We start from the raw sequence: 24042 nt of genomic DNA, 5'->3' as shown, positions 1-24042 counted from the left end.
CCGTAGCCCGCCCGGCCCGGGACGAGGGCCGAGCGGGCCGCCGGAAGGGTCAGCAGGTGCCGTTGTCGCGCCAGACACCCCATTGGCCGCCTGCGCCGGGTTCCTCGCCTTGCGTCCACCACTGCGCCGTCCACTTGCGCCCGTTGTGGGAGACGGTCGCTCCGCCGGTGTAGACCGAAGCGCGGTCCCAGGCGGGGAGCGAGCAGGTACCCGGGTTTCCGGATCCGGTTTCCCAGGGCACCTGACTCGACTTGTAGTAGCCGAGGCCCTGTGCCTGCCACCGCGGGGCTTGAGCGCCGAGGCGCACTCGGAAGGTGTTCCAATCGTGGGTCGACCACGGCGACCAGCCGAGCTCGGCGTGCGCGGGGAGCCGGGGGAAGGCGAGGTAGTCGATGTTCGCCGGGGTGACCACGGTTTCCGTCCACAGCGGCGATTCGACGCCGCGGACGGCGGTTTCGGGCACGCCGGACAGGTAGGCGCCCGGGTTCCAATTGTAGGCGTCCTGGACCTCGATGTAGCCGGCCCACGAGAGCCCGATCGGGGTACTGGAGTTGTACTTCATGTCCAGGTAGGCCTTGTTCGCCGGCGACAGGATCACCTTGCTGCCGCGGGCGACGGCGTTCGAGACCTCTGTGCTGGACGTGGTCGTGCCCCAGAACTGCGGGGTGGCAGTGGCGGGCAAGGTGGCCTTGCCGATCTCGTGCCAGCCGACGACCTGCTTGCCGGCGGCGGCCACCATCGGCAGCACCCGGTTCATGAACGTGCGGTAGTCCGCGTCGCTGGTGGCCTGGGCCTCGTCACCGCCAAGGTGGAAGTACGGCCCGGGCGTCAGCGCGGCGACCTCGCGGATGACGTCGTTGACGAAGGTGTAGGTGATCTCCTTCGAGATGCAGAGCGAGCTGTAGCCGACGGCGGTGTCGGTGCGCAGCGGGGGAGCGGTGTTGTCGCAGTTCAGCTCGGCATAGGAGGCCAGGGCGGCATTGGTGTGCCCGGGCATGTCGATCTCCGGGATGACCGTGATGAACCGCGAGGCCGCGTAGTTCACGATCTCCGTGTACTGGGCCTTGGTGTAGTAGCCGCCGGCGCCACCGCCGACCTGGGTGCTGCCGCCGTAGGTGGTCAGTCGCGGCCAGCTGTCGATCTGGATGCGCCAGCCCTGGTCGTCGGCGAGGTGCAGGTGCAGATTGTTGATCTTGTACTGCGCCAGCTGGTCGATGTACCGCTTGACCGTGGCGACCGGATGGAAGTGCCGGGCGACGTCGAGCATCGCGCCGCGGTAGCCGAATCGCGGGTAGTCCAGGATGTCGGCACCCGGGATGGTCCAGGGGCCTTGCTGGACCGTGGAGCTTTCGATCTTGCCCGGCAGCAGCTGCCGCAGCGTCTGCACGCCGCCGAAGAGACCTTGCGCCGTCGTCGCGCGCAGGACGACCGAAGCGGATGTCGAGTTGAGCTGGTAGCCCTGGTCGCCGACGCGAGAGTCGGCGCCGGACAGCAGGAGTGAGATTCCGTCGGCCGGTGTGCCCGACGGTGCGTCGGAGACGGGCAGGGGAAAGCCGGTGGAGGCACGGAGGATTCCGGCGAGATAGTCACCGACGGCCTTGGCCGGTGCCGAACCGGCCTGGGTGTGGATCTTGGTGTTCGCGGTCAGGGTGTGGTCGGAACCGGTGACCGCTCGCACCGAGACCGGGACCGGGACGATCGCCTGCAGTGGCGGGGTGGCCGCGTCGGCGACGGGGGCGGCTGCGGTGGTGGCGCCGGCGAGCAGCGCCACCCCGACGAAGGCGCGGCCCAGCCGCGCTTTCAAGGTCTTCACCGGGTGCCTCCTGGGGACAGAGAGGAACGTGACGCGCGTCACGGCTGTCCGATCGTCGCATTTTCCGCGTTAAAGGTCTAGACCACCAAGGTGAAACCTTGGAGTGACTCGAACGTCACATTCCGTGTCACCGCAAGGGGGCTATCGTCGGAAACGTGTTCGAAGATCTGCGTTTCCCCGTGATCGCGGCCCCGATGGCGGGCGGGCCGACCACTCCCGAGCTCGTGGCCGCGGTGACCGCGGCGGGGGGATTCGGTTTCCTGGCCGGGGGCTATCTGAGCGCCGACGCCCTCTCGGACCGGATCGTGAAGACGGCCGAGCTGACCGGCGAGCCGTTCGGCGTGAACCTCTTCGTCCCGGGCGGGGCCGCCGGAGCGGATCTCGGCGCGCACATCGAGCGCTGGCGCGCCGAGGCCGAACGTCACGGTGTCGAGCCCGGTGAGCCGCGCTGGGACGACGACGCCTATGCCGCGAAGCTCGAGGTCGTCCTGGAGCGGAAGGTGCCGGTCGTTTCGTTCACCTTCGGCACACCTTCGCCCGAGGACGTCGAACGCTTGCACGCCAACGGGAGCAAGGTGGCCGTCACCGTCACCGACCCGGGGGAAGCCGATCAGGCCGTGGCCGTCGGCGCGGACGCTCTCGTGGTCCAGGGTTTCGAGGCCGGAGCGCATCGAGGGATCTTCGCTGACGAGCCCGGATCCGAAGGCGGGGGTGCGCAGTACGGCGTCCTCAGCCTGCTTCGCCTGGTCTCGGCGCGGACGGCTTTGCCGCTCGTCGCGACGGGTGGCCTCGTGCACGGCGCCGATGTCGCGGCGGTGCTGGCGGCGGGGGCCGTCGCGGCACAGCTGGGCACCGCTTTCCTGCGGGCGGACGAGGCGGGGACGCAGCCCGCGCACCGGCGGGCGCTCGCGGACGGAGGCAGGCCGACGGCGTTCACCAGGGCGTTCAGCGGGCGTCCCGCCCGGTCGCTGGTCAACCGCGTGGTCGCGGATTTCACGGCGACGGCGCCGTCGGCGTATCCGGAGGTCAACAACCTGACCAAACCGATCCGTGCGGCGGCGGGCAAGGCGGGCGACCCCGAGATCATGTCCCTCTACGCGGGGCAGACCTATGAACTCGCGGGCTCCGGCCCGGCGGCGTCGATCGTCGAACGCCTCGAGGCCGAAGCCCGCGAAGCCGCTACGCGTTTGAGTCGTCTCCGCTGACCTGCTTCGCGTCGCCGTTGTCCGCGTTCATCGCGGAGTGACGGCGGCTGTAGGCGAAGTAGATGATGAGGCCGACGACGAACCAGGCCGCGAACCGCAGCCAGGTCTCCGGGTTCAGGAACGTGATCAGCCAGATCGAGAAGACGACGCCGATGATCGGCACGACCGGCATGCCCGGCGTCTTGAACGTGCGGGGCAGGTCGGGCTGCTTGTAGCGGAGCACGATCACCGCGATGCAGACGACGACGAACGCGAGCAGGATGCCGATGTTCGTCAGTTCCGCGGCCTCGCCGATGGGCAGCAGCCCGGCGATGACCGCCGACGCGATACCGAGCACCCAGGTCATCCGGCTCGGCACCTTCCGCACCGGATGGGTCTTGCTGAACCACTTGGGCAGCAGGCCGTCGCGGCTCATCGAGTAGCCGACCCGGCTCGCTCCCATGAGGAAGGTGAACAGCACCGTGGTGATACCGATGATCGCGCCGACGGCGATGATCAGGCCGAGCCACTTCATGCCGAGGCCGGCGAAGGCACTGGAGAAGGCGGCCTCGCTGTCGATGTCCTTGTAGTTGACCATCCCGGTCAAGACCAGGCAGGCCAGCACGTAGAGCACCATCGAGATGGCGAGCGAGTAGAGGATCGCCTTCGGCATGTGCTTCTGGGAGTCGGTCGATTCCTCGGCCGCGGTGGACATGGCGTCGTAACCGAAGACCGCGAAGAACACGGTCGCCGCGCCGGTGAAGGCGCCGCTGAGGCCGAAGGGGAAGAAGTTCGAGTAGTTGTCGGTGTTGATGTGGAAGACGCCGACGACGATGACCAGCAGGACCAGGCCGACCTTCAGGTAGACCAGCAGCGTTTCGAACCGGGCCGCGTTCTTCATGCCCTGGTTCAGGATGAAGGCGATCAACAGGCACAGCAGCACGGCGAACAGGTTGATCTTGTAGGACCCCGGCGCGACATCCCCCGTTTCGGTGCCCGGAGCGCCCAGCATCCAGGTCGGGAGCTCGATGTTGAGATAGCCCAGCAGTTCATTGAAGTAGCCGGAGATGCCGATCGCGACCACCGCCACGATCGCGGTGTACTCCAGCAGCAGGTCCCAGCCGATGAACCAGCCGACGATCTCGCCCAGCACGGTGTAGCCGTAGGTGTAGGCCGATCCGGCGCGGGGGATCAGCCCGGCGAACTCGGCGTAGGAGAACGCGGCGGCGGCGCTGGCGATACCCGCGATGAGGAACGAGATGAGCACGGCGGGTCCGGCCGTTTTGTTCGCGACCGCGCCGGCCAGGGAGAAGATCCCCGCGCCGATGATGCCCCCGACGCCGATCGCGGTCAGCTGCCGCAGGCCGAGCGTGCGTTGGAGACCTCCGCCCCCACTGAGTTCTTGGATCTGGTCGATCGGTTTACGGCGGAAAATCCCGGTTCCCGAGCCCAGGCTGCGCGGTGCGGACATCGTCGTCTCCCAACAGGTTGTGACTTTCGAACTGGGTCACAGTCCGAAGGGCACCGTAGCGGGAGACCGGACATCGCACCTATCCGGCGACGGTGTCCTCGCTCACTTCGGCGGCCACGCGAGCGGCGATCTTCGACGGCCTGGACGCGCCGGCGGAGAAGTAGGTCAGCAGCTCGGAGATCTCGACCGGGTCATCCAGCTGCGGGCAGTGGCCCCAGTCCTCCCGCACCATCAGCCTGCTGTGCGGGACCAGCGCGTGCAGCTGGCGCCCGGAGGCGGCGCTGACCAGCTTGTCCTTGCCGCAGACGACCACCAGGAGCGGGACCCGGATCTCCTCGAGCCGGTACGCGGTCGCCAGCTCTTCGACGAGTTGCCTCGCCTGTTCGAGCCGGGTGGTCGTGGACCGGTAGTCCGGGAAGAGCGAGGTGAACCGGCGGACCTGGTCGGCGTCCGCGGCGGAGGAGTCGGCGTACAGCAGCCGGGGGACGACCTGCTCGGCGACGGCGCGCACGAGAAAACCGGGGATCGGCAGCGGCAGGGTGGAGTACATCCGGAGCGGCAGCGGGTACCGGGCCACGGTGCGGATGAGCCAGCTGTCCACGAAACCGGGCGCGGCGATCGACACCACGCCCGCGACCGGCAGCCGCTGGTTCTCCGCGGCGCGGAGGCTCATCGTGCCGCCGAGCGAGTTGCCGGCGAGCACGACGGTGCCGAGTACGGCCTGCTCCTTGACCACGGCCGCGGTGAACGCGTCCAGCTGCGGGAGCATCGGGCCCGGCCGCAGTGGCTGAGCGTCACCGAATCCGGGCAGATCGACCGCGACCGCCGGAACGCCGGCGGCCGCGAGCAGCTCCAGCACCGGCCGCCAGGTGTCGGCGCTGTCGCAATAGCCGTGCAGCAGCACCAGCCTCGGCGCCGTGGGCTTGACCTGTCCGCGCGCGGTGGCCCGCTTGCCGAGTACCCGGCGGGGTGCGCGGTCGATGGACTCCATCGGCTGCGGCCCGACCTCGAGCACTCTGGTGCGAACACCGGCGTAGCGCCGGAACGAGACGCGGATCGGGTCGGCTTCGGTGCTGGTCCGGCCCCCGGGGTCCGCCGGTTCGGGCCGCTGCGATGCGGTCATCTCTCCAGGCTAACCGCGAGAGGTCGGATTTTGGTCGAACTTTGGTCGTGAAAAGCTCCCTGAGTCATAACGTTCTTGACACTTGACAAGACTGCGAAATGACTGCTTGACCTGGGCGGAACGCGCGGGCGTGCGCCTGTGTGCGCGCGTCGTGCCGACGAGAGGGAGGGCTTACCCCTCCGATGAATGAGTGAAGACCACCTTGCCGGAAGTTTCCCCCTGGAGCATGTTCTCAAACCCTGTCCGGGCTTCGGCGAAAGGCAGTTCGGCGCCGATCTGCGGACGGACCCCCGTGAGTTCCAGGTAGGCGAGGAGATCGTTCAGTTCGTCCCTGGTCCCCATGGTCGAACCCGCGATACGCAGTTGCAGAAAGAACACGCGCTGCAACTCCGCGTGAGCGTCCGGTCCGCTGGTCGAGCCCGAAACGACGATGATCCCGCCCGGTTTGAGCGACTTCACCGAGTGCGACCAGGTCGCCTTCCCGACGGTTTCGAAGACGGCGTCGACCCGCTCCGGCAGCCGCGCGCCGGACTCAAAGGTCTGATGTGCGCCCAGACTCTCGGCCAGCGCACGCTTTTCCTCGCTACGCCCGGTCACCCAGACTCGGAACCCGGCCGCGCGCCCCAGTTGGACGAGAGCGGTCGAGACGCCGCCGGAGGCGCCCTGCACGAGCATCGTCTGCCCCGGTCGCAGCCCGGACTTCACGAACAGCATCCGGTACGCCGTCAGCCACGCCGTGCCCATGGTCGCGGCTTCCGCGAAGGTCAGGCTCGACGGCTTCGGCACGACGTTGCGCGCCGGAACCACGACCTGCTCGGCGAAGGTGCCTTGGTGCTTCTCCGTGAGCAGAGTGCGCTTCGGGTCGAGAGTGTCGTCGCCCTGCCAGCCCGGGGCGTTGATCACCGAATGAACGACGACCTCGGTGCCGTCGTCGAGGGTCCCCGCCCCGTCGCAGCCCAGGATCATCGGGAACTGCTCGGGTTTGATGCCGACGCCGCGCAACGTCCACAGGTCGTGCATGTTGAGGCTGGCGGCCTTGACGTTGACCCGCACCCAGCCTTCGGGCACGTCGGGCTCGGGTCGCTCGCCGATCACGAGCGAGTCCAGCGGCTTTTCGGCGTTGGGTTCGGATGCGTAAACGGCGAACATGTCAGCAACTTACATGGCCTGACCGGCGGTGGCAGTGGGTGCGAGCGTAGGCTCACAGTCGTGTTCAACGGGCTTGCGGACTGGTGGGACGGCGTCGAACTGTGGCTCGCGCAGGCTCCGTTTCCCGTGCAGTTCGTGCTGGTCATGGCGGTCGTCGTGCCGCTGTGCCTGGTCGCGGCCTGGGTGCTCGACTCGGTGTTCGGCAAGGTCGCCCGACTCTTCGGCGCGGCCCGCGATGCGAACGACTCCGACCGGCCGTCCTAAGCTGGCACACCATGTTCAACCGTAGGCGGATCACCGCCGCCCTGATCGGCCTGATCGTGCTGGTGCTCGCAGGCTGGTTCGTCAAGGACGGCATCAGCGGTGACGACACGAAGAGCGCTCCGGCGAGTTCGTCCGCTTCGGCCGCGCCGTCGGGTGAGGGCGCGGCGGGCCAAGCGAAGGGGAAGGTCGCGGGTGCGGAGTCCGGCCTCCCGGTCAAACCGCTCACCGGACTTCCCCAGCAGGCGTCCGACACCTGGAAACTCATCCAGGCCGGCGGGCCGTACCCGTATCCGCGCAACGACGACGTCACCTTCCAGAACCGGGAGAAGGTCTTGCCCGCCAAGGGTTCCGGCTACTACCGGGAATACACGGTCAAGACGCCGGGCAGCCCTGATCGCGGGGCCAGGCGGCTGGTGACCGGTAGCGGCAAGGAGCTGTACTACACCGAGGACCACTACAAGTCCTTCGTCGTTGTGGATCCCAGCCGATGAGCGCGGGCAAGGAAGCGGCGGACAAGGCGTTCGCCCGTGGCGCGTATCCGCATCTGCTCGACGGCACGCGGACGGTCGACAAGGACACGACGCTCGATGCGATCGCGGAGGCGTTGTCGTTCCCCGATTACTTCGGGAAGAACCTCGACGCGCTCTACGACTGCCTCACCGACCTGTCGTGGCTCCCGGCAGGCGAGCACGTGTTGATCTGGTCCGGCTCCTCCGGTCTCCGAGAGCGCGATCCCAAGGCGTACCTGGCCGTCCGCAGCGTGCTTTCCGACGCGCAGCGGGCGCTGGGGCCCTCCGGTGACCGGAAGGACTCCCGGCGCCTCACTGTCGTCCTGCCGGATTAGGCCTCCGGGACCCAGTTCGGCTTGCGCTTCTGCGCGAAGGCCGTGATGCCCTCCTGGCCTTCTTCGCTCGCGAAGAACCCGGCGGACAGCTTGTTCATGGCCTCGAAGCCTTCGGACGGTGTCGCCGGGCGAGGCTTGCTGAGCAGTTCCTTCGTCGCCGCGAGCGCCTTCGGTCCGCCGAGGGCGAGCGCCTTGACGTAGCGGGCGACCTCGTCGTCGAGTGCGTCGGCAGGGACCGCGGAGTTCAGCAGGCCGATCTCGACGGCGCGTTTCGCGTCGAAGGTGTCACCGGTCAGGAAGAGCTCGTGCGCGGCGCGGGCGTTGAGCCGCGGCAGCACGGTGAGCGAGATGACGGCGGGAATGACGCCGATCCGCACCTCGGAGAAGGCGAAGGTCGCTTCGTGGACGGCCACGGCGATGTCGGTCGCGGCCACCATGCCGATACCGCCCGCCCGCGCGGGGCCCGCCAGCTTGGCCACGACAGGTTTGGGGCTGGTCCACAGCTGCTCGAGGATCTTCGGGAACTCGTTGACGCCCTGGGCGCCCGCACCGGCGCCGCGGGCCTCCTTGAGATCCATGCCCGCGCAGAACACCGGCCCGGTGTGGGTGAGCACGATGACCCGCACGGCGTCGTCCGCCCGCGCCTTGTCCAGCGATTCGCTCAGTTCACGCCGCAGCTGGGCGGAGAGCGCGTTGCGGTTGTGCGGGGAGTCCAAGGTGATCGTGGCGGTGCCGCCCACCACGTCGTAGTGCACCAGTTCGTCAGCCATGCCCCACCTTCGCACGGGCGAAGTCGGGCCGGGCAGTGGCCTGCGCCACCATCGGAGACGGTGGCGCAGGCACAGGTCAGCCGATCGTCGTCGTGGTGAAGGTCGGGCTCGGGTTCGGGAAACAGGCGGTCGGGGCGGAGACGTCGAAACCGGCGCTGACCACGGCGGTGAACGTCAGGCCAGGATCGCTGTAGCTGGTCCCGCCCAGTTTCGTCTCGATGGTGCCGGACGAACCCGCGGTCAGGTGCGCGGTCACGGTCGGCAGTTCGAACGTCGAGCCGCCCGCGATCGGGCCCGGGAAGCTCAGCGTCGCGACGCTGCCGGAGACGGTGATCTTCGGCGGGGTCGAGCCGATGCCGGAGCCGCCCGCGAGGTCGGCGCCCACCCAGGTCGAGTTCGCCGGGATCGGGATCTTCAGGGAGAAGTCCTTGATGTTCTTGACCTGGTAGCCGCTGACCTCGGCCGGGACGGTGTTCGGCGCCGGGTCGATGACGACGTCGAGCGCGGCGCCTGGAGCGACCGTGGCCGGAGCGGTGACGTCGGCGTCCTGGTTCAGCTTGAGGTACTTGTTGCCGACGAGCGGCGGTTTCGCCTCGCAGTCGAAGACGACGGTGGTCGCCGCGGAAGCCGGTGCGGCGAGACCGGCGAGCGGGACGAGCACGGCCGAGGCGCAGACGAGAGCACGGATGGCAGCCTTCATGTTCCACCTACCTGGGGGTTCGATGGGGAGAGAGGGAGCTGCGCAGCGTTTAGAGAGTTACCGGCAAGTTAAGTAACTCGTCAAGAAATCTCCGTTGCCATACGCGGGGTGTGACGGAAATGGGAATGAGACCCACCGAAGATCGGCATCATGGGTCCGAACGGGACGAAACGTTCTACTCTGCCGATGAACGATCAAGCGGCGAGCCGGGCGGCCGCGACGTCGTAGCGGTCCAGGACGAGCCCGGCGATCCGCGGATCCGGCCCCAGCGCCCCGGCGACGATCACCGACGGGTCGGCTTCCCTGGCCAGTCGCGCGATCCGGTCGGGCAGCAGCCCCGGCGCGAGGAACCAGCCCGCGACCGCGAGCCGCTGTGCGCCGTTGAGCCGCAGCCGCGCGATGGCGGCGGGCACGTCCGGCTGCGCGGCGCTGGCGAAGGCCGGGGTCGCGAGCAGCCCGCGACGCAGGTGCCAGCGGGTGGTGATCCCGGCGACCGCGTCGTTCGCCGCGACGTTCGACGAACCGACGCCGGCCAGCAGGACTCCCAGCCCGGGATCGTCCAGGTCGGCGCCCGCCTCGGCGAGCCGGTCCAGCGCGACCGTCTCGATGAGCGGGTCGATGCCCAGCACCCCGGAAACCCGCACGTCGAGACCCGGGCAGTCCGCGGTCGCCTCGGCGACGAGCGCGGGCAGGTCGACCCTGGCGTGATAGGCCACGCCGAGCAGCAGGGGCACCACGACGACCTCGCGATGTCCCTCGGCGTAGAGACCGCGCAGGGCGTCGGTGAGCAGCGGCTCCGAGAGATCCAAAAAGGACTCGCGAACGTCGAGATCCGGCGCCAGCCCACGGGAGACGTCGAGCAGGGCGCGGATGGTCGCGGCCGACCGGGGATCGCGGCTGCCGTGGGCGACGGCGAGGAGCGGTGGGGTCATGCGAACCTTTCGCCGACGAGTCCGGCAGCCAGTGTATCGCCGTCCTTCGGGTCGATGACCAGGAAGGCGCCCGTCCGCGGGCTGACGCCGTAGTCGTCGACACCGATCTCCTCGGCCAGCCGGAGCGTGACCCGGCCGATGTCATTGAGCTCCAACGTGCCCGGATCGTCCACACTGGACAAAGTCTGCTCGTCGAACCGTGCGTGGAGTTCACCGACGAGAGCCTGCACCGTCCGCGTCCCGTGCTTCACCAGCACTCGCGCGCCCGGTTTGAGGGGCTTGCCCGAGAGCCAGCACAGGGTCGCGGTGATCTCGTCGGTCACCGTCGGCTGCCGGTCCGCGGCGGCGATCAGGTCGCCCCGCGAGATGTCGACGTCGTCGGTGAGCAACAGGGTCACCGAGGTGCCGGCGCCGGCTTCGGCGAGCGGCCCGTCGGCGGTGTCGATGGCTTCCACCCGGCTGCGGATTCCCTGCGGCAGCACGACGATCTCGTCGCCCGGCCGGACGGTTCCCGCCGCGATCTGCCCCGCGTACCCGCGGTAGTCGGGGTGGTCGGCCGTGCGCGGCCGGATCACGTACTGCACCGGGAAGCGGAACGCCGAATCGTGCGGATCCGGCGCCACCGGCACGGTTTCCAGGTGCTCCAGCAGCGTCGGACCGGAGTACCAGGGGGTCTTGTCCGACTTCTCCGCCACGTTGTCGCCCACCAGCGCCGAAACCGGCACCGCGAGCACGGAACCCCGTTCGTAGCCCAGGGACGCGGCGTGCTCGGCGAACTCCTCGGCGATGACGGTGAACGTCGCTTCGTCGTAGCCGACGAGGTCGATCTTGTTCACCGCCAGCACCAGGTTCGGGACGCCCAGCAGCGCGAGCACCGCGGCGTGACGGCGCGTCTGCTCGATGACGCCCTTGCGCGCGTCGACCAGCAGCACGGCCAGCTGCGCGGTGGACGCCCCGGTCACCGTGTTCCGCGTGTACTGCACGTGGCCCGGCGTGTCGGCGAGCACGAAACTACGCTTCGGAGTGGCGAAGTACCGGTACGCCACGTCGATCGTGATGCCCTGCTCGCGTTCCGAGCGCAGGCCGTCCACGAGCAGGGACAAGTCCGGAGTGGACAGTCCTTTGTCGACACTGGCACGGGTGACCGCGTCCAGCTGGTCCGCGAGGACGGATTTGGTGTCGTACAGGAGCCGCCCGACCAGGGTCGACTTCCCGTCGTCCACGCTGCCCGCGGTCGCGAGCCTGAGGAGGCTGGACATCAGAAGTACCCTTCCCGCTTGCGGTCTTCCATCGCCGCCTCCGACATCCGGTCGTCGGCGCGGGTGGCGCCGCGTTCGGTGAGCCGGGAGGCCGAGACCTCGGCGATGACCTCGTCCACCGTGGCGGCGGTCGATTCGATGGCGCCCGTGCACGAACCGTCGCCGACGGTCCGGTAGCGCACGGTCAGTTCCTTGACGACCTCGTCCGGCCTCGGGCCGCCCCACGGCCCTTCGGCCAGCCACATGCCATCGCGCTGGTAGACCTCGCGCCGGTGCGCGTAGTAGATCGACGGCAGCTCGACCTTCTCCCGCGCGATGTAGTTCCAGACGTCCGCCTCGGTCCAGTTGGACAGCGGGAAGACGCGGACCTGCTCGCCGGGGCGGTGACGGCCGTTGTAGAGGTTCCACAGTTCGGGGCGCTGCCGTCGCGGCTCCCACTGGCCGAAAGCGTTGCGCAGGCTGAAGATCCGCTCCTTGGCGCGAGCGCGCTCCTCGTCGCGGCGCCCGCCGCCGAAGACCGCGTCGAACTTGTTCTCGGCGATCGTGTCGAGCAGCGGAGTGGTCTGCAGCGGGTTGCGCATCCCGTCGGCCCGCTCTTCGAGCCTGCCGTCGTCGATCCAGTCCTGGACCTTCGCCACCACCAGTCGCAGCCCGTGCTGCTCGACGACGCGATCGCGGAAGTCGATGACCTCGTCGAAGTTGTGCCCGGTGTCCACGTGCAGCAACGGGAAGGGCACCGGAGCGGGCCAGAAAGCCTTGATCGCCAGGTGGAGCAGCAGTGTCGAGTCCTTGCCGCCGGAGAACAGGATCACCGGCCGGTCGAACTCGCCCGCCACCTCGCGGAAGATGTGGATGGCCTCGGATTCCAAGGCCGCCAGGTTGTCCTGTGCCGCGGCGGCGACTGGTTCGAGCGTGGTCATGTCGTCCCTTCTCACCCGTGCAAACCGCACTCGGTCTTGCCCTGCCCGGCCCACCGGCCGCTGCGCGGGTCCTGGCCCGGAGCGACCTTCGCGGTGCACGGCGCACAGCCGATCGACAGATAACCGATGGACACCAACGGGTTCTCGAGGATCCCGTGCTCGCCGATGTAGTCCCTGAACTCGTCGTCGGACCACGGCGCGATCGGGTTGATCTTCACCAGCCCGTTACGGTCGTCCCAGGTGACGATGGGGGTGTTCGCGCGGGTCGGCGCGTCGACGCGGCGGACGCCGGTCACCCACGCCGAGTACTTCGCGAGCGTGTTCCGCAGCGGCACGACCTTGCGCAGGTGGCAGCACTGGTTCGGGTCGCGCTCGTGCAGCTTCGGGCCGTACTCGGCGTCCTGCTCGGCGACGCTCTGTGCGGCCTCGGCGTTGACGATCCGCACGCCCGGATACACCGCCTGCACCGCGTCACGGGTGCCGATGGTCTCCGGGAAGTGGTAGCCGGTCTGCAGGAACAGCACGTCGACGTCGGGTTTGACCTGGGTGGCCAGATCGATGAGGACGGCGTCCTGCATGTTCGACGCGACGATGAAGTCGTCGCCGAAGGTCTCCGCGGTCCAGCGCAGGGCTTCGGTCGCGGTCGCCTCCGCGAGCTCCTTCGAAGCCCGTTCGGCGAGCGTCTTGTAGTCGGCAGTGGCGGTCATCCTTGCGACACCTCCGGAAAGGACAGTCCGAGGAACTTCACGGTGAAGACCCGGCGGCAGCCCGAGCACAGCCACGAGCCGCCCTCTTCGGGCCGCAGGTCTTCATCGCCACAGAAAGGGCAGTAGTACGGGGTCGCGCGCTCGGTCATTGCAAGACGCTCTCGTCGGCCCGCAGGACCCACTGGGCGAACCGCTCGCCAGGTTCGCGGCCGGCGATGTACGCCCGCACGACCCGTTCGACGTACGCGGTCAGCTCGGACGCGGTCACCTTGTGCCCACGCAGTTTCCGGCCGAACCCGGCGTCCAGGCCGAGCCCGCCGCCGAGGTGCACCTGGAAGCCCTCGACCTGCTTGCCGTCCTCGTCGGTGACGATCTGGCCCTTGAGCCCGATGTCGGCGGTCTGGACGCGGGCGCAGGAGTTAGGGCAGCCGTTGAGGTGCACGGTCACCGGGTTCTCGATCTCGGCCTGGATGTCGGCGAGACGCTTTTCCAGTTCGGTGACCAGTTCGATCGCGCGGGCCTTGGTCTCGACGATGGCGAGTTTGCAGAACTCCAGGCCGGTGCAGGCCATGATCCCGCGGCGCCACGGCGAAGGTTCGGTCTCCAGGCCGAGCTCGGACAGCTCGCTCTTCAGCCCGTTCACCTCGGCCTCGGGGACGTCGAGGACCACGAGCTTCTGGTGCGGGGTCAGGCGGACGCGGTTCGACCCGGCCCGCTCGGCGGCCTTGGCGACCGCCAGCAGGGTGGACCCGGAGACCCGGCCCGCGACCGGCGCGGCACCGACGTAGAACTTCCCGTCGATCTGCGGGTGCACGCCGACGTGGTCGATCTGGCCGGCGGGCACCTCAGGCGCCGGGCCGTCGATCAGCTTGCGCTTGAGGTACTCGTCTTCCAGTACCTGCCGGAACTTCGCGGCACCCCAGTCCTTCACCAGGAACTTGATCCGGGCGCGGGCGCGGAGCCGTCGATAGCCGTAGTCGCGGAAGACACTGATGACGCCTTCCCACACGTCGGGGACCTCGTCGAGGGAGACCCAGGCGCCCAGCCGCTGCCCGATCATCGGGTTGGTGGACAGCCCGCCACCGACCCAGACGTCGAAGCCGGGGCCGTGTTCGGGGTGGTTCACGCCGACGAAGGCGACGTCGTTGATCTCGTGCGCGACGTCCTGCTGCCCGGAGACCGCGGTCTTGAACTTGCGCGGCAGGTTCGAGTAGCGCGGGTCGCCGATGTAGCGGCGTTTGATCTCGTCGATCGCGGGGGTGCCGTCGATGATCTCGTCGGCGGCGATACCCGCGACGGGGGAGCCGAGGATGACGCGCGGGCTGTCGCCGCACGCCTCCAGCGTGGTCATCCCGGCCTTTTCGAGCTTGTCCCAGATCGTCGGGACGTCCTCGATCTGGATCCAGTGGTACTGGATGTTCTGGCGGTCGGTGATGTCGGCGGTGTCGCGCGCGTGGGTCTGCGAGATCTCGGCGAGCACGGCGAGCTGGCCGGTGGTCAGCGCGCCGCCGTCGAGCCGCACCCGCAGCATGAAGTAGCGGTCGTCGAGCTCTTCGGGTTCCAGCGTCGCGGTGCGTCCGCCGTCGATCCCCGGCTTGCGCTGGGTGTAGAGACCGAACCAGCGGAACCGGCCGCGGAGGTCACCGGGGTCGATCGAATCGAAGCCGCCGCGGGCGTAGATGTTCTCGATCCGGGCACGGACGTTGAGCGGGTTGTCGTCCTTTTTGGACCGCTCGTTGGGGTTCAGGGGTTCGCGATACCCCAGTGCCCACTGTCCCTCGCCCCGTTTCTGTTTCACCCGGGGCGTACGGGCAGGGGTCTCGCGCGTGGGCGACGACATGGGAGTCCTCCGGCAGATCGTGGTGGTGGCGGGGAGTCAGCGGTTCGTCGCACAGAGCGCGCTCGCCACACGACGGAGATCCACGTGGCGGCGTGCCACGAGGGTGATTCCGGCGCGGGTCATTGATTCAGCGTGCCACGCGCCCACTATGTGGTCCAGGCCGGTCCGAATGCTGGGAACACCGTCCGGATTCAGCTGTTTTTGCTGGTCGAAGGCTTGCGCTGAAGGTCAAGTCCGGGTTCGCGGCCGGGCATTGTGACGCAGAACGCGCGTTCCTCACGACGGGAGAACGCGGTCCACGATGATCCGGATGACCTCTTCGTCGGTGACGTCCGCGAGCACCTCCGGCAGGGTCAGCCGTTCGACGGTGAGCCCGGTCAGCGCGAGGTACATCAGCAGGACTTCGGGGCGCCCGCCCGGCATCCCCGCCGCGATGTGCCAGTCGACGCTCATGTCGATGCCCTCGCGGATGGTCTTGGTCAGCTCGGCCGAGAGATCCGGACGGCGGGTGGCTTCGAGCCGGAGTTCGAGGAGGGCGAGATAGGGCTCGCGGTGGGCGGTCAGCCGTCCCATGAGCTCGCCGAGCAGGACGCCGACCCGGTTGTGGGAGGGCGACTCCGCCTGCGGGTTCGCCATCACGTCCGCCGGTGCCGACAGCCGCTCGTGCACGCGGACGCCCACCTCGCCGAGCAATTGGTCCCGGTTGCGGAAGTAGTTGGACGTCGTTCCCGGTGGGACGTCCGCTTCGACGTCCACGGCGCGGTAGGTGAGGCCGCGTGCGCCTTCGCGGGCGAGGACGGTGATCGCGGCGTCGGTGAGCGCGGTCCGGCGCTCCGGGTTCTGTCGCATCGGAACATTCTCCTTGCCTCAGTCAAACCACTATGTCTATAGTACTACGCATCAAGTGGTTTGAAACTGGGAGGAAACACCAGATGCAACTCAGCGGTTTCGGTGCCTGTGTGCTCGTCGACAACATCGCCGAGACCACCGCCTGGTGGAAGCGGCACATGCAGTTGACGGTGACGATCGAGCTCGACTGGTTCTCCAGCCTCAACGTCGGCGTCCCCGGCTACGAGATGAGCTTCGCCAAGCGTGGTCACAAGGCCACGCCGGAGCCATGGCGGGCGCAGGAAGCGGCCGGCTCCATGGTCGGCTTCATGGTCGCCGACGCGGCGGCCGAATACGAGCGGCTGCGCGAGGAGGGGGTCAAGATCGTCACCGAACTCGTGGACGAGGAGTTCGGCCAGCGGCACTTCTACATCGAGGACCTGAACGGCTTCCTGATCGACATCATCGAGGTGATCCCGCCGTCGCCGGAATGGCTGGCCGCGAACGGGTTGGCCTAGTACCGCTTCGGGTGAGTGAGGCCGCGCCGCTAGCTTCGATCTCCGATCCACAGAGGACGGAGGAGTTGCGCATGCGCCGATGGGTGGTCGCCGCGATGGAGCAGGGTTGCAGGCTGATCTCACCCGAGGAAGGGGCGGTGCCGCACAAGGGTGACTCGTACCGGTTCGAGGCGGTCGGCTGCTCGCCGAACGTCCGGGGACGCCTGTCCCACACGGTGCTGGTCGAGGTCGCCATGAGCCGGGACGTCGGCACGGACGAGCAGGGCGACTGATCGGTCGACCACGTGGTCGACGACTACTCGCTGACCATGGAGACCCTCGTTTGGGTGCGCTTCGAGGACGGCACCCACTCCACGTCGGTCAAGGTCCGCATCGCCGACAGATGACGCGTTCCGTGAAGGCCTCTTTCCCCGGGGAAGGAGGCCTTCACGGCGTGGGGGACACTGGGGTGTGCCCGCGTTGCTGCCCGAAACCACCACGCCCGTCGAGTCCGCGCTCCCCGAGAGCGCGCTGGAAGGGCTCGGCACGCGACCGTTCGGTGTCTACGTGCACGTCCCCTTCTGCGCGACCCGTTGCGGCTACTGCGACTTCAACACCTACACCGCCGGCGAGCTGGACAGCGATTCGTCGCCGCAGTCCTGGCTCGAAGGCCTCAAGCGCGAGTTCGACCTGGCCGCGCGCGTGCTGGGGAAGGCGCCCGCGGTCGACACCGTTTTCGTCGGCGGCGGCACCCCGTCCCTGCTCGGTGCCGACGGGCTCCGAAGCGTTCTCGACGCCGTTCGCGGCACCTTCGGGCTCGCGCCGGACGCCGAAGTGACGACGGAGTCCAATCCCGAGTCCACCTCGCCCGAGTTCTTCGCGGGGATCCGTGACGCCGGGTACAACCGGATCTCGCTCGGGATGCAGTCGGCCGCACAGCACGTGCTGAAGATCCTCGACCGCGTGCACACCGCGGGCCGTCCGGTCGCGGCCGCCGAAGAGGCCCGCGCCGCGGGGTTCGAGCACGTCAACCTCGACGTCATCTACGGCACGCCGGGGGAGCGGACCGAAGATCTCCAGGCTTCGCTGGACGCGGTGCTGGCCGCCGGGGTCGACCACGTCTCGGCGTACGCGCTGATCGTCGAAGAGGGCACCGCGCTCGCCCGCCGCATCCGCCGCGGCGAACTGCCCGCGCCCGACGACGACGTGCTGGCCACCGACTACGAGATGATCGATCGCGTCCTCGCCTCGGCGGGATTGCGCTGGTACGAGGTGTCCAACTGGGCGACCTCGGAGGAAGCCCGCTGCCGGCACAACATCGGCTACTGGCGCGGCGGCGACTGGTGGGGCGCCGGGCCGGGCGCACACAGCCACGTCGGCGGCGTCCGGTGGTGGAACGTCAAGCACCCGGCCCGTTACGCCGCGTCCCTCGCGGCCGGTGAGTCGCCCGCCGCAGGCCGAGAACTGCTGACCGACGAGGACCGGCACCTGGAACGCGTGATGCTGGAACTCCGGCTTTCCGAAGGGCTTCCGCTCGACGCCCTCGACGACGACGGCCGGGCCGAAGCCCGCGCCGCCGCCGCCGAAGGACTGCTGGATCAGTCCGCTTTGGACGGTCAGGGCCGTGCCGTGCTGACCGACCGGGGACGGTTGCTGGCCGACGGCCTGGTGCGCCGGCTCACCTGAGTCCCAGCGCCCGGTCGACCCACCGGCCGACCGGCAGCGCCACCACGATCGCCGCCAGCACCAGGTGGACCAGCATGAACATCACCGCGACCGGAACGCTCGGCGGTCCGCCGAGGAACACGATCATATGCGACGCCCATTTGAGCTCGGTCGGTTTCGTCCCCGCGGCCCAGACGTCGTTGAGTGCCCAGAACGTCAGATCGTTCGCACCCGAGATCACCACGAGGATCGCCGCGATCCCGGTCTTGAGCACGTTCGCCGTCCGGCCGCCGCCCAGGCGGTACGCCATCAGCCCGAACAGGACGATGAACGTCACGATGAACAGTTCGAACTGGTACACCGGTTGGAAGGCGTTCTCGTCGGTGGCGGCGTTCCTGGCGAACGCCTGGATCCGCATGATCAGTTCGGTGTCCAAATAGGACATGTAGACGAACACCGCGAGCACGATCAGCGCGGGACCCCATTTGGTACGCGGGAAGAGCGCCACCGTGGCGACCGCGAACACGAACGGGCACAGCTTGAAGGCCCAGTCGACGACGTTGTCCAGCGTCTGGTCCGGCGGCAGGATCACCATGATCAGCAGCGTGGTCACCACGGCCGGGACGGCGGGCACCAGCCACAGCCACTTCCGCCGCCGGTAGAGCGCGGGAATCCAGCCGTCGGTGTCGGGCAAGGTCGCGGTCACAGGTCGTCCTTCTCTGCCCAGAACGGCCCGAGGGCGAGGGCGTCGACGTCGGTCTTCAGGTAGCAGGCGACCGCGTCGGCCGGGCTGGCGACGATCGGTTCGTTGTTGTCGTTGAACGAGGTGTTGACCACCATCGGCACGCCGGTGAGCTTCTCGAACTCGCTGATCATCCGGTAGTACAACGGGTTGTCGGATTCGGTCACCGTCTGCACGCGGGCGGTGCCGTCGACGTGGGTGATGGCCGGGACCTCGTCGCGTTTGTCCGGCAGGACGTCGAACACCAGCAGCATGACCGGCGACGGGTAGTCGCTGACGAACCAGTCGCCCGCGCGTTCCGCCAGGCACGACGGCGCGAACGGCCGGAAGGCCTCGCGGTGCTTGACCTTCTCGTTCATCCGCGTCTTGGAGTCGGGGTCGCGCGGGTCGGCGACCAGCGAACGGTTGCCGAGCGCACGCGGCCCGCATTCCATCCGCCCCTGCACCCAGCCGATGATCTTGCCCTCGGAGATCTTCTTCGCCGTGTGCGCGGCGATGTCCTCGACCTTGGTGTAGCGGACCCCGGCGTCCTGCAGCGCCAGTTCCATCTCCGCCTCGGAGTAGTCGGGGCCGGTGTAGGTGTAGCCGTCACGGGGACGCGGCTTGCCGTATTCGCCGACCGACACCTCCAGTGCCGAGCCGAGCGCGCAGCCGTCGTCGGCGGCCGCGGGCTGGGCGAAGAAGTCCTCGAACGGGGTCTCCAGCAGGATCCGCCCGTTCATCACGCTGTTCAGCGCGACGCCGCCCGCGACGCACAGCCGCCGCGATCCGGTTTCCCGCTGCAGCCAGCGCGCGATGTGCAGTCCGGCTTCTTCCAGGGTGACCTGCAACGCGTAGGCGACGTCGCAGTAGTGCTGGGGCACCGGGTTCTCCGCGGTGACCCGGGTCTTGGGCCGGGCCGGGCCGAACAGGTCGGTGAACTTCTTCGACATCACGTGCTTGCCGGTGCGGTGGTGGCCGAAAAAGCTCAGGTCGAGCTCATAGCCGCCGTCGTCGTCGAGGTGGATCAGCTGCTTGAACGCGTCGACGTAGGTGTCGTTGCCGAGCGGTGCCAGCCCCATGATCTTGCCTTCGTCACGGGTGGGGTAGAAGCCGAGGTAGCCGGTGACGCCGGCGTACATCGCGCCGAGCGAGTGCGGGAACTTGATCCGCCGGATGTCGATGATCCGGTTTCCCTTGCCGTGGCCCAGGTAGGTCGCGGTGCCGTCGCTGCCGATTCCGTCGAAGGTGAGCACCGCCGACTCTTCCCACGGCGAGATGAAGTAGCCGCTGGCGGCGTGCGCCTTGTGGTGGTCGACCAGATGCGTTTTGAACTTCGTCGGGCCGGTCCAGCCCACGGCCTCCTTCACGTCGCGCTCGAGGGTGAAGGAACGCTTGATGTGCGCGAGCACCGCGCCGCCGACGTGGTAGTCGTCGACGCCTTTGCCGCCACCGGTCTTGAACGTCTCCACCATTCCCGCCGAGGAGCCCCCCTCGTCGCCGTTCTGGTTGCGGAAGACCTCCAGCGTCGCCGGGAAGTACTTCGCGAACACCTTCGCCGCGTGGATGCCTTCGCGCCAGCGCTGCCAGTAGTAGGCGACGTGGTCGACGTCGGCGAGGGTGATCCCGCCGCGCTCCAGGCAGAACTTGATCGCCTCCGCGGGGAAGTCCCCGTCGTGCTTCTTCCGGGTGAAGCGTTCTTCTTCGGCGAACGCGATGATCTCGCCGTCGCGCACGAGCGCGGCCGCCGAGTCGTGGACCCTGCTGATTCCCAGTACGTACATTTCCTTCTCCAGTGCGACGTTCAGAGTTCGGGGTGGTGGCGGCGCAGCAACCGCCGGAGGACGGTCGCCTGCGCGCCGATCGCGAAGACGAGGGCGGCGAACCCGCCGACCGGTCCCATCGCCGGGACGAGCGCGGCGGCGGCCAACGGGGTGGCGACCAGACCGGCGATCGACGCCGACGCGGTGAGCGTGAGAACCTTGCTGTTGGTGTTCTCGATCAGGAAGCCCGCGTAGAGCCGGACGGCGAACAGCACCGTTTCGACCAGGACGAAGACACCGAGGACCACGTACGCGCCGACGGTGCCTTCGGCGGTCAGCACCGCGCGGGCCGCCGGGATCACGAGTGCGATGCCCACCAGGACGAGGAACGCGAGCGATCCCCGTTCGACCAGCTTCAGCAGTGCGACCGCGCGGGCCCGGCCGGCCGCCGCACCGCTTCCGCGCAGCCGCGCCGAGATCGACGGCTGGTGCACCCGGAGCTGATAGAACAGCAGCGAACAGAACGCGCTGCCGGCCAGCAAGGCGACATAGAACGGTCCACTGTCGACGGTCCGCCCGGCCAGCGCCAGCACGCCGAACACCGTCGACGTCGCGAGGACGTCCAGCACCTCGGTCATCCCGAGCAGCACCGTGGTCCGGCCGAACGCGGGCAGGAGCCGGTGCCCGTCGATCCTTTCCACCCGCAGCCACTTCCTCGGCAGCAGAGCGGCGGAGAAGCCGAGGATGAGCAGGATCCCGGCGAGCAGCAGGCCGAGGTGCGTCAACGGCGACCAGCGGACGAACCACGTGCCCACCGTCACGGCGCCGACCACCAGCGCGCCCGCCGTGAACGCGAGAGCGTCCAAAGTGGACTTTCCGGCGAAGCGGTGCAGGCCGGAGACCGTCATCAGCAGGCCACCGCAGATCGACCAGCCCGCGGCCGTCAGGTACAGCGCGGCGTCCGAGCCCGGCGCGACGATCAGCGCGACCGTCATCGCCGCCAGGACCACCAGCACCGGGACGACGGCGACACGGACGGCCAGCGCCGCGACCGCGTCCCGCGTCATCCGCAACCGGGGCAGGCATTTCAACGCCGACTTCTCCGCCGCGGACGGCACGAAGTTGAGCCAGGTCATCAGCCCGAGCGCGGTGGCGAACCGGCCGTAGTCGTGCGCACCCCAAGCGGTGATCAGCACCAGGCCCATCGCCTGGATCGCCAGCCGGAAGGCGCCACGCCCGGCGAGCAACCGGAGCACCATCGACGGCTTCGGCGCCGCGATCGACGCGGTGCCGGCACCGGTGAGCGAGGTTCCGGTCAAGGGAGCGGTACCGCCATCCCCTGCTCGTCGAGCAGGAACTTCAGTGTGCCGCGCAACTCGTCCTCCGCCGCGAGCACCTCGGGCACGGTCGGCGCCGAAAGCACGGCGTACCCCATCTTGTAGCCCGCCTGCTCGTACGGTTTGACGTAGGAGTCCTGCTCCGCGAACAGTTCCAGGTTGTGCACCGCGGGCATGGCCCGGACCTCGTCGGCGCCTTCGATGCGCACGATCCGGCCGCCGCGGTCGGAGGCGAGGATGTGGATGAGCGTCGGCCGTGGGTCGCGCGGCGAGAGCACGACCTCGTCACCGGTCGCGGCGGCGATCCCCGCGGCGATCAGGTCGACGCCGGTGCTGTGCTCGATCGCCTCGGCGAGGCCGTTCCCGCCCATCCGGGCACCCATCTCGATCAGGTAGAACTTCCCGTCACGGCCCAAGACCGCGTCGAGGGTGAGCGGCCCGGTGCGGTAACCGAGTTCCCCGCACAACGCGGCCAGCATCACCGGCAGCGCGCGGTCGACCACCGGCGGCAACCCCGCGGGCAACAGGTGCGACGCCGTCACGAAGAACGGCGGCGGGGTCAACGTCCGGCGGGTGACCGCGTGGAACACGATCCGGCCGTCGACCACGAGCGCTTCGATCGTGTAGTGCGAGCCGTCGAGGTGTTCCTCGACGACCAGCTTGCCGGACGGCGAGAACGCGAGCGAGTCGGAGAAAGCACTGGTCAGGCCGCCGGGACTGGCGCACGAGATGACACCGCGGCTCCCGGAGGAGTCGACCGGTTTCACCAGCGTGGGGAACCGCAGCTGCTGCGCGGCGAGCGCGAGATCCGGGCCCGGCTTCCCGCCGACACTGCGGTAGGTCGGCAGGCGCAGCCGGTCACAGAGTTCGCGGAAGACGGATTTGTCGACCGAGGCGGCGACGGCGGCCTCGGGCAGCGGGTCCGGCAGGTTCCAGTGCCGGGTGAGCCAGGCGAGCGCGGGCAGCCCGACGTCGCTGGCGGGACAGAGCACCCCGGCGATGTCGTCGCGTCCTTCGAGGGCCGCCGCGATCTGCTCCGGTGCGCGGACACTGACCTGGACGAACTCGTCGGCCAGCGCCACGGCGGGCGCGCTCGCGCGGACGTCCACGCAGATGGTGCGGAAGCCGAGTTCCCGCGCCCGGTGATACGTGCTGACCGAACCGTCGGCGCCGCCCAGGATCACCAGGCTCCGCGCGGCCGCCGTGTCTTCGGTTTTCTTCACTCCCGCTTGCCTTTCCCCAGGATGGATCTCGGCCATGGCCGAGGCGTAGAGCCGGTCGTCCTCGTCGACCGGGAAGTTGGCTTCCCTGATGTAGAACTGCCGTGGCCGCGGCTGTCCCGCACCGACCACGACCAGGTAGCGGACGGTCAACGCGAGCACCGTGAGCAACACGGAGAACAGGACGAACGTCAGCGCCGACGCGGCGGTCAGCCCGAGCAGGCCGGTGGCGGCCGCGATCCCGGCGAGTATCGAGATCCCGGCGGTCAGCATCGCCGTGGTCGAAGCCACCGTCGTCAGCCGCCGGGTGAAGCCGACGAACAACTCGATGGCATGAGAGGAAAGGAAACCGAAGCCCACCTTGGACTCACCGCGTTCACGGGCCCGGTGTGCCACCTGGACGGTGGTGTAGCGGCTGGTCAGCCTCGGCACGGTGGCCAGGAAGTACGGGGTGCCCAGCCGGAGGTCGACGATCTTGCGCGCGAGTTCCGTGCGCACCAGACGGAACGCCGTCGCGCCGGGCGGGATCTCGATGCGCAGTACGCGGCGGCCGAGGAAATGGAAGGCGGCGGTGCCCCACCGTCTTGGTAAGGGATCTTGCCTATTGGTGCGGACGCCGAAAACGGCGTCGTTGCCAGCCTCGGCCGCGGTGATCAATTTCCCCGCTTCGGCGGCCGGGAACTGCTGGTCGGCGTCGATGTGCAGGAGCCACGGTTTCCCCGCGTACCGATAGCCGGCGGAAAAGGCCGCTTCGAAACCGAAGTTCCGGGTGAAGGACACGTACCGCACCCGGGGGTCGGCGTGCGCGAGCGCCCGGATGACGTCCAGCGTCCCGTCGGTACTCCCATCGTCCACATAGAGCAGTTCGAGGGGGAGATTTCCCAACTCGGCGACGATCTCTCGATAGGAGGGCTCGACGTTGTCGACTTCGTTGAAGCACGGGACGACTACGGTGAGTCCACTCCGAGTGGGTCCGGGTATCGACCAGCTCATCTGTCGAATCCCTGCGGTGAGCGCGCTATCGTGTTCGTAGCG

General features: G+C 68.7%; 25 protein-coding genes and 2 pseudogenes. 7 read left to right on the top strand and 20 right to left on the bottom strand.

The window, feature by feature from the left end:
* Nucleotides 1–49 precede the first annotated feature (49 nt).
* Entirely contained in the window at nucleotides 50–1813 is a 1764-nt protein-coding gene (locus BLW75_RS13855) for a family 20 glycosylhydrolase (protein WP_034316311.1), read from the bottom strand.
* Between the two features lie 155 nt (nucleotides 1814–1968).
* Here BLW75_RS13855 and BLW75_RS13850 point away from each other — a divergent pair, with 155 nt between their 5' ends.
* Nucleotides 1969–3018, top strand: coding sequence for a nitronate monooxygenase (locus BLW75_RS13850; RefSeq protein WP_034316313.1), 1050 nt, complete (start codon nucleotides 1969–1971; stop codon nucleotides 3016–3018).
* Here the strand turns inward: BLW75_RS13850 and BLW75_RS13845 are convergent.
* From BLW75_RS13845 to BLW75_RS13835, 3 genes are all read right to left on the bottom strand, one after another.
* Complete coding sequence (locus BLW75_RS13845) at nucleotides 2993–4468, bottom strand: amino acid permease (RefSeq protein ID WP_034316316.1); 1476 nt, start codon at nucleotides 4466–4468, stop codon at nucleotides 2993–2995. The genes BLW75_RS13850 and BLW75_RS13845 overlap by 26 nt on opposite strands.
* 79 nt (nucleotides 4469–4547) lie before the next feature.
* Nucleotides 4548–5591 (bottom strand): alpha/beta hydrolase, encoded by a 1044-nt coding sequence (locus tag BLW75_RS13840; RefSeq protein ID WP_034316318.1) that lies wholly within the window; start codon nucleotides 5589–5591, stop codon nucleotides 4548–4550.
* Nucleotides 5592–5762: 171 nt separating this feature from the next.
* Nucleotides 5763–6740: a quinone oxidoreductase family protein gene (locus BLW75_RS13835; RefSeq protein WP_034316320.1), complete on the bottom strand. Its 978-nt coding sequence runs from the start codon at nucleotides 6738–6740 to the stop codon at nucleotides 5763–5765.
* A gap of 60 nt (nucleotides 6741–6800) precedes the next feature.
* Between BLW75_RS13835 and BLW75_RS13830 the strand changes: the two genes are divergently transcribed.
* Genes BLW75_RS13830 through BLW75_RS13820 form a run of 3 tightly spaced genes read left to right on the top strand, consistent with a single transcriptional unit; the run spans nucleotide 6801 to nucleotide 7848 of the window.
* Nucleotides 6801–7004, top strand: coding sequence for a hypothetical protein (locus tag BLW75_RS13830; RefSeq protein WP_034316322.1), 204 nt, complete (start codon nucleotides 6801–6803; stop codon nucleotides 7002–7004).
* Between the two features lie 11 nt (nucleotides 7005–7015).
* Nucleotides 7016–7495, top strand: coding sequence for a guanyl-specific ribonuclease (locus BLW75_RS13825; protein ID WP_034316324.1), 480 nt, complete (start codon nucleotides 7016–7018; stop codon nucleotides 7493–7495).
* Nucleotides 7492–7848 carry a barstar family protein gene (locus BLW75_RS13820; protein ID WP_034316326.1) on the top strand — a complete coding sequence of 119 codons (357 nt, stop codon included), beginning with the start codon at nucleotides 7492–7494 and terminating at the stop codon, nucleotides 7846–7848. The genes BLW75_RS13825 and BLW75_RS13820 overlap by 4 nt, the downstream gene beginning before the upstream one ends.
* Here the strand turns inward: BLW75_RS13820 and BLW75_RS13815 are convergent.
* The 10 genes from BLW75_RS13815 to BLW75_RS13775 all read right to left on the bottom strand — a co-directional run bounded on the left by BLW75_RS13815 (nucleotide 7845) and on the right by BLW75_RS13775 (nucleotide 15825).
* On the bottom strand, nucleotides 7845–8618 hold the full coding sequence (locus tag BLW75_RS13815) for an enoyl-CoA hydratase-related protein (RefSeq protein ID WP_034316328.1): 774 nt from the start codon (nucleotides 8616–8618) through the stop codon (nucleotides 7845–7847). The two genes, BLW75_RS13820 and BLW75_RS13815, sit on opposite strands and share 4 nt — an antisense overlap.
* Before the next feature lie 76 nt (nucleotides 8619–8694).
* Nucleotides 8695–9318 carry a hypothetical protein gene (locus BLW75_RS13810; RefSeq protein WP_034316330.1) on the bottom strand — a complete coding sequence of 208 codons (624 nt, stop codon included), beginning with the start codon at nucleotides 9316–9318 and terminating at the stop codon, nucleotides 8695–8697.
* A 194-nt stretch (nucleotides 9319–9512) separates the two neighbouring features.
* Entirely contained in the window at nucleotides 9513–10250 is a 738-nt protein-coding gene (locus BLW75_RS13805; protein WP_034316333.1) for a sirohydrochlorin chelatase, read from the bottom strand.
* On the bottom strand, nucleotides 10247–11509 hold the full coding sequence (locus BLW75_RS13800) for a sulfate adenylyltransferase subunit 1 (RefSeq protein ID WP_034316335.1): 1263 nt from the start codon (nucleotides 11507–11509) through the stop codon (nucleotides 10247–10249). Before BLW75_RS13800 ends, BLW75_RS13805 begins: the two co-directional genes overlap by 4 nt.
* Nucleotides 11509–12429, bottom strand: a complete 921-nt coding sequence (gene cysD, locus BLW75_RS13795; RefSeq protein WP_034316337.1) for a sulfate adenylyltransferase subunit CysD — start codon at nucleotides 12427–12429, stop codon at nucleotides 11509–11511. Before cysD ends, BLW75_RS13800 begins: the two co-directional genes overlap by 1 nt.
* An 11-nt stretch (nucleotides 12430–12440) precedes the next feature.
* Nucleotides 12441–13136 carry a phosphoadenylyl-sulfate reductase gene (locus tag BLW75_RS13790; RefSeq protein WP_034316339.1) on the bottom strand — a complete coding sequence of 232 codons (696 nt, stop codon included), beginning with the start codon at nucleotides 13134–13136 and terminating at the stop codon, nucleotides 12441–12443.
* A complete protein-coding gene (locus BLW75_RS13785; RefSeq protein ID WP_034316341.1) occupies nucleotides 13133–13285 on the bottom strand; it encodes an eL43 family ribosomal protein in 153 nt (50 codons plus the stop codon). Before BLW75_RS13785 ends, BLW75_RS13790 begins: the two co-directional genes overlap by 4 nt.
* Nucleotides 13282–14976: a nitrite/sulfite reductase gene (locus BLW75_RS13780; RefSeq protein ID WP_034316342.1), complete on the bottom strand. Its 1695-nt coding sequence runs from the start codon at nucleotides 14974–14976 to the stop codon at nucleotides 13282–13284. The genes BLW75_RS13785 and BLW75_RS13780 overlap by 4 nt, the downstream gene beginning before the upstream one ends.
* 36 nt (nucleotides 14977–15012) lie before the next feature.
* On the bottom strand, nucleotides 15013–15099 hold the full coding sequence (locus BLW75_RS44180) for a putative leader peptide (RefSeq protein WP_360907593.1): 87 nt from the start codon (nucleotides 15097–15099) through the stop codon (nucleotides 15013–15015).
* A gap of 153 nt (nucleotides 15100–15252) precedes the next feature.
* Nucleotides 15253–15825, bottom strand: a complete 573-nt coding sequence (locus BLW75_RS13775; protein WP_034316345.1) for a TetR/AcrR family transcriptional regulator — start codon at nucleotides 15823–15825, stop codon at nucleotides 15253–15255.
* Nucleotides 15826–15908: 83 nt separating this feature from the next.
* Here BLW75_RS13775 and BLW75_RS13770 point away from each other — a divergent pair, with 83 nt between their 5' ends.
* The 3 genes from BLW75_RS13770 (at nucleotide 15909) to hemW (ending at nucleotide 17987) form a co-directional block, all read left to right on the top strand.
* Complete coding sequence (locus tag BLW75_RS13770) at nucleotides 15909–16322, top strand: VOC family protein (RefSeq protein WP_034316347.1); 414 nt, start codon at nucleotides 15909–15911, stop codon at nucleotides 16320–16322.
* Nucleotides 16323–16393: 71 nt separating this feature from the next.
* Entirely contained in the window at nucleotides 16394–16594 is a 201-nt protein-coding gene (locus tag BLW75_RS43550; RefSeq protein WP_241783805.1) for a hypothetical protein, read from the top strand.
* Between the two features lie 178 nt (nucleotides 16595–16772).
* Nucleotides 16773–17987: a radical SAM family heme chaperone HemW gene (hemW, locus tag BLW75_RS13760; protein ID WP_034316349.1), complete on the top strand. Its 1215-nt coding sequence runs from the start codon at nucleotides 16773–16775 to the stop codon at nucleotides 17985–17987.
* On the opposite strand, the gene BLW75_RS13755 is transcribed toward hemW, so the two are convergent.
* The 6 genes and pseudogenes from BLW75_RS13755 to BLW75_RS44165 form a co-directional block, all read right to left on the bottom strand.
* Nucleotides 17980–18672, bottom strand: a complete 693-nt coding sequence (locus BLW75_RS13755) for a hypothetical protein (protein WP_034316351.1) — start codon at nucleotides 18670–18672, stop codon at nucleotides 17980–17982. The two genes, hemW and BLW75_RS13755, sit on opposite strands and share 8 nt — an antisense overlap.
* Entirely contained in the window at nucleotides 18669–20471 is a 1803-nt protein-coding gene (locus BLW75_RS13750) for a carbamoyltransferase family protein (protein ID WP_034316353.1), read from the bottom strand. The genes BLW75_RS13755 and BLW75_RS13750 overlap by 4 nt, the downstream gene beginning before the upstream one ends.
* A gap of 20 nt (nucleotides 20472–20491) precedes the next feature.
* A complete protein-coding gene (locus BLW75_RS13745; protein ID WP_034316355.1) occupies nucleotides 20492–21769 on the bottom strand; it encodes a hypothetical protein in 1278 nt (425 codons plus the stop codon).
* Nucleotides 21766–22065, bottom strand: coding sequence for a hypothetical protein (locus BLW75_RS44175; RefSeq protein ID WP_425266433.1), 300 nt, complete (start codon nucleotides 22063–22065; stop codon nucleotides 21766–21768). Before BLW75_RS44175 ends, BLW75_RS13745 begins: the two co-directional genes overlap by 4 nt.
* Nucleotides 22066–22083: 18 nt before the next feature.
* Nucleotides 22084–22662, bottom strand: a pseudogene (locus tag BLW75_RS44170) (ATP-grasp domain-containing protein); the annotation flags it as partial.
* A gap of 387 nt (nucleotides 22663–23049) precedes the next feature.
* Nucleotides 23050–24000: pseudogene (locus BLW75_RS44165) on the bottom strand (glycosyltransferase family 2 protein); the annotation flags it as partial.
* Nucleotides 24001–24042 lie beyond the last annotated feature (42 nt).

The organism is Amycolatopsis lurida (genome assembly GCF_900105055.1).
GTDB classification, from domain to species: domain Bacteria; phylum Actinomycetota; class Actinomycetes; order Mycobacteriales; family Pseudonocardiaceae; genus Amycolatopsis; species Amycolatopsis lurida.
The sequence above is the reverse complement of the archived record's forward strand: the minus strand, read 5'-3'. Positions and strand labels throughout refer to the sequence as shown.

Bases quoted from the DNA above. Each gene is read 5' to 3' on its own strand.
- BLW75_RS13845 (WP_034316316.1), bottom strand. From the start codon at position 4,468: ATGTCCGCACCGCGCAGCCTGGGCTCGGGAACCGGGATTTTCCGCCGT.
- BLW75_RS13820 (WP_034316326.1), top strand. From the start codon at position 7,492: ATGAGCGCGGGCAAGGAAGCGGCGGACAAGGCGTTCGCCCGTGGCGCG.
- BLW75_RS13785 (WP_034316341.1), bottom strand. From the start codon at position 13,285: ATGACCGAGCGCGCGACCCCGTACTACTGCCCTTTCTGTGGCGATGAA.
- BLW75_RS13840 (WP_034316318.1), bottom strand. From the start codon at position 5,591: ATGACCGCATCGCAGCGGCCCGAACCGGCGGACCCCGGGGGCCGGACC.
- cysD (WP_034316337.1), bottom strand. From the start codon at position 12,429: ATGACCACGCTCGAACCAGTCGCCGCCGCGGCACAGGACAACCTGGCG.
- BLW75_RS13750 (WP_034316353.1), bottom strand. From the start codon at position 20,471: ATGTACGTACTGGGAATCAGCAGGGTCCACGACTCGGCGGCCGCGCTC.
- BLW75_RS13825 (WP_034316324.1), top strand. From the start codon at position 7,016: ATGTTCAACCGTAGGCGGATCACCGCCGCCCTGATCGGCCTGATCGTG.
- BLW75_RS13775 (WP_034316345.1), bottom strand. From the start codon at position 15,825: ATGCGACAGAACCCGGAGCGCCGGACCGCGCTCACCGACGCCGCGATC.
- BLW75_RS13790 (WP_034316339.1), bottom strand. From the start codon at position 13,136: ATGACCGCCACTGCCGACTACAAGACGCTCGCCGAACGGGCTTCGAAG.
- BLW75_RS13815 (WP_034316328.1), bottom strand. From the start codon at position 8,618: ATGGCTGACGAACTGGTGCACTACGACGTGGTGGGCGGCACCGCCACG.
- BLW75_RS13770 (WP_034316347.1), top strand. From the start codon at position 15,909: ATGCAACTCAGCGGTTTCGGTGCCTGTGTGCTCGTCGACAACATCGCC.
- BLW75_RS44180 (WP_360907593.1), bottom strand. From the start codon at position 15,099: ATGACCCGCGCCGGAATCACCCTCGTGGCACGCCGCCACGTGGATCTC.
- BLW75_RS13835 (WP_034316320.1), bottom strand. From the start codon at position 6,740: ATGTTCGCCGTTTACGCATCCGAACCCAACGCCGAAAAGCCGCTGGAC.
- BLW75_RS13780 (WP_034316342.1), bottom strand. From the start codon at position 14,976: ATGTCGTCGCCCACGCGCGAGACCCCTGCCCGTACGCCCCGGGTGAAA.
- BLW75_RS43550 (WP_241783805.1), top strand. From the start codon at position 16,394: ATGCGCCGATGGGTGGTCGCCGCGATGGAGCAGGGTTGCAGGCTGATC.
- BLW75_RS13800 (WP_034316335.1), bottom strand. From the start codon at position 11,509: ATGTCCAGCCTCCTCAGGCTCGCGACCGCGGGCAGCGTGGACGACGGG.
- BLW75_RS13805 (WP_034316333.1), bottom strand. From the start codon at position 10,250: ATGACCCCACCGCTCCTCGCCGTCGCCCACGGCAGCCGCGATCCCCGG.
- BLW75_RS13810 (WP_034316330.1), bottom strand. From the start codon at position 9,318: ATGAAGGCTGCCATCCGTGCTCTCGTCTGCGCCTCGGCCGTGCTCGTC.